The sequence below is a fragment of the Archangium sp. genome, from assembly GCF_036389735.1.
Lineage (GTDB): Bacteria > Myxococcota > Myxococcia > Myxococcales > Myxococcaceae > Archangium.
In genome coordinates this window covers 23,346-29,445 of sequence record NZ_DASVWK010000084.1, presented here as the reverse complement: position 1 = coordinate 29,445, position 6,100 = coordinate 23,346, and the positions used below count along the sequence as shown (strand labels likewise).

The following is a 6,100-nucleotide window of genomic DNA, read 5'->3' as shown; positions in this document are numbered from 1 at the left end:
AGCCGGCATCTCAGCACCACTCCATGACGACGATGAGTCCGTTAAGATCGCGGGCCGCGAACTCCAGCGCCTCCTTGTGCGCGGGGCTCCGCACGCCGACCCGGAAGTCAAATCCACAAGCCAGAGCGAGGGCGCGCTCATGCCGCAACTTTTCCACCTGATTCTCGACCACAATTTCTCGAAGGTCGGGCGGGTACGTGTCGAAATTGTCGGTCTTGACCTCCCAGAGCGTGCGCGTGGCACCCCTGTCCGTCCAGGGCATTTACGTTCGAATCCCGTCGGGGATACTGAAAACCGAGGCCGGAAGCCGCTGAGCAATCAGGGGTTTCCGGCCTCGGTATTTTCAGGCCCCGACGCGTCTCCAGCAGGGGGACCGCGTAGCGCCACCCCATCAGGGGGGAGCCACGCCCCGCTCGACCTGCGTACGCGTGGCATGCCGGAACAGCAGCGCCGACGCGACGAACATCGCGACGAAGAAAGCGTTGATGGCCAGGATCTCGACCGGCCCGCTGTAGGGCATGCCCCAGCCGGCGATCGAGGCGATCACCGCGATCGCGAGCTGCGCGGCCGCCATGGCGAGCACCGTGCGCCCCATGCCCCGCGGCCGGAAACGCGCGAGCACCGCGCCGACGAGTCCGATGGCGAGCACGGTGCCGTACACCCGGTTCACGGGATCGCCGTCGCCGCCGATGATGCCGACGCCGAGGCTGAGCCAGACGAGCAGCAGGATGGCCAGGATCGCCAGGCCGAGGCCGGCGCGGTACGCGGTACGGGGGTGGGTGGTTCGCATGGAGCGTCTCCTTACGGCCGGCGGGCGTGCCGGGCAGGAGCAGAGGTAACGCAGGAGGGGGCCGAGGCAGGGTCCGCCCTGGATGAGCGGTCGGAAGGCGGGAGCGAGCGGCTCGGGCGGGGGGGCCAGGCCGCCCCTCCAGCCCCTGCCTGCCGTTCGCGTGAAGGTGCGTGTTAGCGTGCGGGGAGCATCCCTCCAGCGCGCCCGCGGCGCGTTCGATCGCGCGCCAGGGGACGTGAGGAAAAGCCATGGATTTTCGAGCTCGACTGGAGGCGCTCTCCGAGTTGCTCGGGCCCTGGTCCGAACTCTGGTCTCGCTCCATCCTCCAGAACTGGCCGGAGTCCGGCGCCGCCTATCCCGACTCCTGGCTGTCCTATGCGGAATCCCTCGATGAAACGGGAGAGCGGAGGCTGGACCTGGGGGAGCTTGCCGGTGACCCGCCAGCGTCGCTGCATGCGCTCCTGCTCGCGCTTCAGCGGCTGACCGGGCTGCCCTTGCACCAGGGTGTCCATGGGCTGACCACCACGGAGGCCCAGGGGCTCAACGCCAAGAAGACCCATGAGATCGAGCGGGTCCTCGCCCTTCTCGCGCCGAGGACGCGGGCCATCCGCCAGGCGGTCGACATCGGTGGCGGAATGGGACATCTCGCTCGCCTCTGTGTGAGGACCTTCGACTGGACCTTCCACAGCATCGATCGGGATGCCGCGCTGCAGGAGAAGGGCCGGGACTGGCTGCGAAGAGCCCGGAGCCCGCCGCGGGACAAGCTGGGCTTCCTCCACGCCTCCGTCGAGGATGGGCCGCAGAGCGAACTCGACCCGCTGTTCCGCGGCCGGGACCGGGCCTCGATCGGCCTGCACACCTGCGGGCCGCTCGCCCTCACGCAGATTCGCAAGAGCCAGGACGCGGGCTTCCTCCTGAACGTGGGCTGCTGCTACGACAAGCTGGACGCCGCACGGGACTACCCGGTCTCCCGCTTTGGGGAAACCCACCGCCTCCCCTTCACACGGTACGCCCTGGCGCTGGCGACGCGGGAACGGCACCACAAGAGCGAGGCCGAGTTCGCGCTGATGAAGCGGGTGTATGCGCACCGCTTCGCGTTCGAACTCCTCTCGAGGAGGGAGTTTCCCGAGCGCGGCTTCGTGCGGGCGAGGGATGCGCCCAGGGCGCTCTATGCCGGAAGCTTCGCCGTCTATGCGAGGAACCGGCTGGAGCACCTGGGGCTCGAGACCGGCATGACGGACGCCGGGCTGGAGGCCTTCGAGGAGTCCGTCCGCTCCGAGACGAGGCGCATCCTCCTCTGTCATCTGCTGCGGGACCGGTTCGCGAGGGCGCTGGAGGTCGTGCTCCTGCTCGACCGCGCGATCCTCCTTGAGGAGATGGGCTTCCGGGTCGAGCTCCTGCAGGTCTTCGACCCGCGCCTGTCCCCCCGCAACATCGCGCTCATCGCGTCCAACGCCTAGGGCGAAGAGGAGGGCCGCGGACGGGTGCCCAGGGAAGGTGCCCTGGGGGCCTAGGAATACAGCCTGGCTCCTCGCTGGGCAGGCAAGGAGGGCGACACGGGAGGTCGTCTCCCGGGAGCACAGGTCCCTGGTCAGGCCCCTGGCATTCGGGGAACATCCGGGCGCGGAGGGGACAGCCTGTGCCTGAAAGTGTACCCTCGCCCTGGAATGCCCATGCTCGTCACCTATCTCTTGAGCTTGGGGCTGGCCCTGGTCCCGGGTGCCGCCCCCGCGGAGGCATCGGCCGCTCAGCCACAAGCCCGGACGTTGATGATGGTGCAGCCGCTCTACCCCGGTCAGGAGGCGGTCGCCCAGCGTGCGGAACAGTCCATCAACGCGATGATGCCCCCGGAAGCCAAGGCGGGCCAGCTCATTGGCCACGAGGCCCTGGCGACGTGGCTGGAAGGCCGCCGGCTCCCCACGGGCTGTCTCCTGGACAAGCGGGAGTGCCGTGAGCCCCTGGGGACGTGGATGCAGGAGCTCGGGCTCGAGTCCGTGGTGCTGGTGAAGGGCGGGCAGGACGGCAGCGGCTTCCGGTTCCGCGCGGTCCGGGTGCGCAAGACGGGCCAGCGCCTGGAGGGCGACGCCACCGATGCCCACTTCGAGAAGGCGCTGACGGGAGCGCTGGTGAAGGTGTACTCGCTGGCGGCCACGGTGGAGATCGTCTCCACGCCGCCGGGAGCCACCCTCTTCCTGGATGGCGTGCGGATGGGGACCACCCCGGTGTCCACCCAGGTGCTGCCCGGCGAGCACACCTTCCGTTTCGAGCTGGCCTCGTACCAGTCGGCCGAGGTGTCCCAGGTGGTGGGGGCCCTGGCGCGGGTGAAGCTCGAGCAGGTGCTCCGCGAGGCGCAGGCGCGGCTCGTCATCTCCGCCCCGACGCCCGAGCACACGCGCATCCTGGTGGATGGTCAGGAGCGGGGCTTTGGCGACGTGGACCTCCTGCTGCCTCCGGGTCGGCATGTGCTGCGTCTGGAGGGGGAGGGCCACGAGCCCTATGAGAAGGAGCTCACCCTGGCTCCTGGAGATCGGTTCACGCTGGAGAAGGACCTGACGCCCCTGCCCGAGCCGGAGGAACTCGACCCCGAATCGGAAGAGGAGACGCCTTCCGTCGAGACGGGGAACGCCTCCGCGGAGGGGCGCTGATGCGCACCGGGTCGCGGAGCTGGGTGCTGGTGGTGCTCGGGCTGTGGGCGGGCGTGGTGGGGGCTCAGCCCCTGGTGGGGCCCTCGGTGGGAAACGCCGATCTGCTGATGGCCGAGGGCAGCCGGCTGTACAACACGCGCCAGTACGAGGAGGCGGCGGAGTCCTTCCTGAAGGCCACGCGCGTGCGGCCGGAGACGCTGGGAGCGTATCTGGGGCTGGCGCGTGCGCGGTTCGGGGCGAACCAGCTCGTGGAGTCGTACCTGGCCTACCGGGCCTACGTGAAGGCGGCGCCCGGCTCGCCCGAGCGCACCAAGGCGGAGCGAGAGCTGGAGCTGTGTGAGCGCAAGATGAAGTCCGCCCGGCAGATGACCGTGGCGGAGGTGCGGGTGGCGGGTCACGTGGACAAGAAGGCGGTCTTCTTCTCGGTGCTGGAGCAGCGACGGCTGGTGGGCGAGGGCTCGTCGGCCGAGGTGCTGCGCGCACTGGTGGACGCGGGCTATCTGGGGCCGGACCTGGGAGAGATGGCGGGGCGCCTGCACACCACGGTGGGTGAGACGCTGGGAGCGCTCCACCGTCGCGCCCTGGGAGGCCAGGCGCCAAAGCCCGAGGAGGCCGCCTCCGTGCGGGCGCTGTATGCGTTGGCTCGCGAGGTGGGCACTCCGCTGCCGGAGGAGTCCTCGCGTGCGCCCTTCCTGGAAGGGGTGGCCGCGCTGGCGGCGGGGCAGCATGCACGCGCCCAGGAACTGCTGGCCGAGGCGGCGCAAGCGGAACCGGAGCGTGGTGAGTACCGTCGGCTGCGGGCCGAGGCGTTGTACCGGGCCGGAGACGTCGCGGGGGCCCTCGCGGAGATGGAGGCCCATTTCCCGAATGATGCGCGAACGGACTTCCTCCGCGTGGAGGCGGCGCTCGCTCGCTCCACTCGGGAGGGTGCCCAGGAACTGGAGGCACTCTTCTTCCAGCGCTATTTCAGTCCGGGGCGCTGAGAGGGAACCGCCATGTCTCAATTCATCTGCAAGCAGTGTGCTGTGGCGATCGGGGAGTGGGCCGACAAGTGCCCGGCATGTGGGAGCACCCAGCTCTTCACCCTGAAGCCCGTGGCGGATCCGATGGAAGGCCGCATGGTGTCCGGCCGCTACCGCATCCTGCGCAAGCTGGGACAAGGGGGCATGGGGGCCGTGTACCTCGCCGAGCAGCCCGGGCTGGGGCACAAGGTCGCGTTGAAGTTCCTCAACGCCAACCTGTCGCATGACGAGGCCATTGCCCGGCGCTTCCTCAACGAGGCACGCAGCTACGGGCTGGTGGCGCACCCCAACGCGGTGGCGCTGCATGACTTCGGGCAGGACGAGCAGGGCAACCTCTTCATCTCCATGGAGTACGTGGAGGGCGAGGATCTCAAGAAGCTGCTCCTCCGGGAGGGTCGGCTGGCCGTGAGCGAGGCCGTCGACATCGCCCTGCAGCTCGCGGATGTCCTGGCCCATGCGCACGCACAGCAGGTGGTGCACCGGGATCTCAAGCCGGAGAACGTCGTGGTGCGCCGCGGGCTGCGGGGCTACCACGCCAAGGTGCTGGACTTCGGGATCGCTCGCATCCTGGGAGATGGGGCCACGCGCGTGACGGCCCAGGGGCTCGTGGCGGGCACGCCCAACTACATGGCTCCCGAGCAGGTGGAGGGCAAGGAGGTGGACGCGCGCGTGGACATCTACGCGCTCGGGCTGGTGCTCTTCGAGCTGCTCACGGGGCAGGTGGCCATCGGGGGCACCTCGGTGGCGGAGGTCCTCAACAAGCAGTTCCGTCAGCCCACGCCGTCCCTGGCCGAAGTGGTGCCGGAGCTGAACGTCCCCGCCCTGGATGCCATCATCCAGAAGGCCACGGCGAAGAGCCTCGAGGTGCGCTATGCCAGCATGGAGGCGTTCGCCACGGATCTCAAAGCACTGCAAGCAACGGGAGCCCCGCCGCCCCCGGTGAAGCGGGAGAGCGGGTTGACGACCTCGTTTGGCAACCAGCTCCTGTCGCACGCGAGCCCCGAGGCCATCTCGCAGACGCTGTTGTCCCCGAAGGCCCCTCGGGCGAAGGCGGGTTCACGCCTGGGCGCTGGGGCGCTGATCACGGGCACGTTGGTCCTGCTGGGACTGGGCGCGGGGGCCGTGGCGCTGCGGTTCCGCTCCCCTTCCCTCTCCCCGCCTCCCGTGCCGACGCCTGCGGCTCCCACTCCCGAGCCCGTGGTGGCTCCCACTCCCGAGACTCCCACTCTCGAGCCCGCCGTGGCTCCTTCCGCCGCGGCTCCTCTCCCGGAGGCGAAGAGCTCGGACGTGGATGACATGCGCCGCCACCTCCTGGCCGAGGAGGTCTGGGCTCGGGCGAATGCCGCCTTCATCTCTGGCGACATGGCCACCGCACACGCCCTGCTGGAGACCGTCCCAGGGGTGGAGAAGATCCAGCCCAAGTTGGCGGAGCTCCGGGAGAGCCTCACGGATGTGTCGGCCCGGTTGAAGCGGGCCCGCGCACAGGCCGAGGCGGGAGACTGCGGCGCCGCCATCAAGACCTACAACGCACTGCTCAAGCGCTACCCGCATGTGCGGGAGGCGAAGCGGGGTCGTGGCGAGTGCCAGGCCATGCTCCCCGTGGGAGTGATGAGCGAGTAGAAGAGGTGGGGGAAACCAGCCGT

At 69.5% G+C, this 6,100-nt stretch carries 6 protein-coding genes; 4 read left to right on the top strand and 2 right to left on the bottom strand.

The genetic code is table 11. From position 1 onward, the window contains the following. Positions 1-10: 10 nt before the first annotated feature. Together VF794_RS03495 and VF794_RS03490 are read right to left on the bottom strand one after the other, a co-directional pair. Positions 11-262, bottom strand: a complete 252-nt coding sequence (locus VF794_RS03495; protein ID WP_331107686.1) for a DUF6310 domain-containing protein — start codon at positions 260-262, stop codon at positions 11-13. A 129-nt stretch (positions 263-391) separates the two neighbouring features. Then, the gene (locus VF794_RS03490) at positions 392-790 is read right to left on the bottom strand and encodes a hypothetical protein (protein ID WP_331107684.1); all 399 of its coding nucleotides are present in this window, start codon (positions 788-790) and stop codon (positions 392-394) included. Between the two features lie 248 nt (positions 791-1,038). On the opposite strand from VF794_RS03490, the gene VF794_RS03485 reads away from it, so the two are divergent. The 4 genes from VF794_RS03485 (at position 1,039) to VF794_RS03470 (ending at position 6,077) form a co-directional block, all read left to right on the top strand. After that, positions 1,039-2,250 carry a methyltransferase gene (locus tag VF794_RS03485; RefSeq protein WP_331107682.1) on the top strand — a complete coding sequence of 404 codons (1,212 nt, stop codon included), beginning with the start codon at positions 1,039-1,041 and terminating at the stop codon, positions 2,248-2,250. 213 nt (positions 2,251-2,463) lie between these two features. Beyond that, on the top strand, positions 2,464-3,435 hold the full coding sequence (locus VF794_RS03480; protein WP_331107680.1) for a PEGA domain-containing protein: 972 nt from the start codon (positions 2,464-2,466) through the stop codon (positions 3,433-3,435). Next, positions 3,435-4,418, top strand: a complete 984-nt coding sequence (locus VF794_RS03475) for a tetratricopeptide repeat protein (protein WP_331107678.1) — start codon at positions 3,435-3,437, stop codon at positions 4,416-4,418. Before VF794_RS03480 ends, VF794_RS03475 begins: the two co-directional genes overlap by 1 nt. Before the next feature lie 12 nt (positions 4,419-4,430). Further along, the gene (locus tag VF794_RS03470; RefSeq protein WP_331107676.1) at positions 4,431-6,077 is read left to right on the top strand and encodes a serine/threonine-protein kinase; all 1,647 of its coding nucleotides are present in this window, start codon (positions 4,431-4,433) and stop codon (positions 6,075-6,077) included. Positions 6,078-6,100: the final 23 nt, after the last annotated feature.

Excerpts from the sequence above, each read along its gene's own strand:
- VF794_RS03490 (WP_331107684.1), bottom strand. The coding sequence starts at position 790 with ATGCGAACCACCCACCCCCGTACCGCGTACCGCGCCGGCCTCGGCCTG.
- VF794_RS03475 (WP_331107678.1), top strand. The coding sequence starts at position 3,435 with ATGCGCACCGGGTCGCGGAGCTGGGTGCTGGTGGTGCTCGGGCTGTGG.
- VF794_RS03470 (WP_331107676.1), top strand. The coding sequence starts at position 4,431 with ATGTCTCAATTCATCTGCAAGCAGTGTGCTGTGGCGATCGGGGAGTGG.
- VF794_RS03485 (WP_331107682.1), top strand. The coding sequence starts at position 1,039 with ATGGATTTTCGAGCTCGACTGGAGGCGCTCTCCGAGTTGCTCGGGCCC.
- VF794_RS03480 (WP_331107680.1), top strand. The coding sequence starts at position 2,464 with ATGCTCGTCACCTATCTCTTGAGCTTGGGGCTGGCCCTGGTCCCGGGT.
- VF794_RS03495 (WP_331107686.1), bottom strand. The coding sequence starts at position 262 with ATGCCCTGGACGGACAGGGGTGCCACGCGCACGCTCTGGGAGGTCAAG.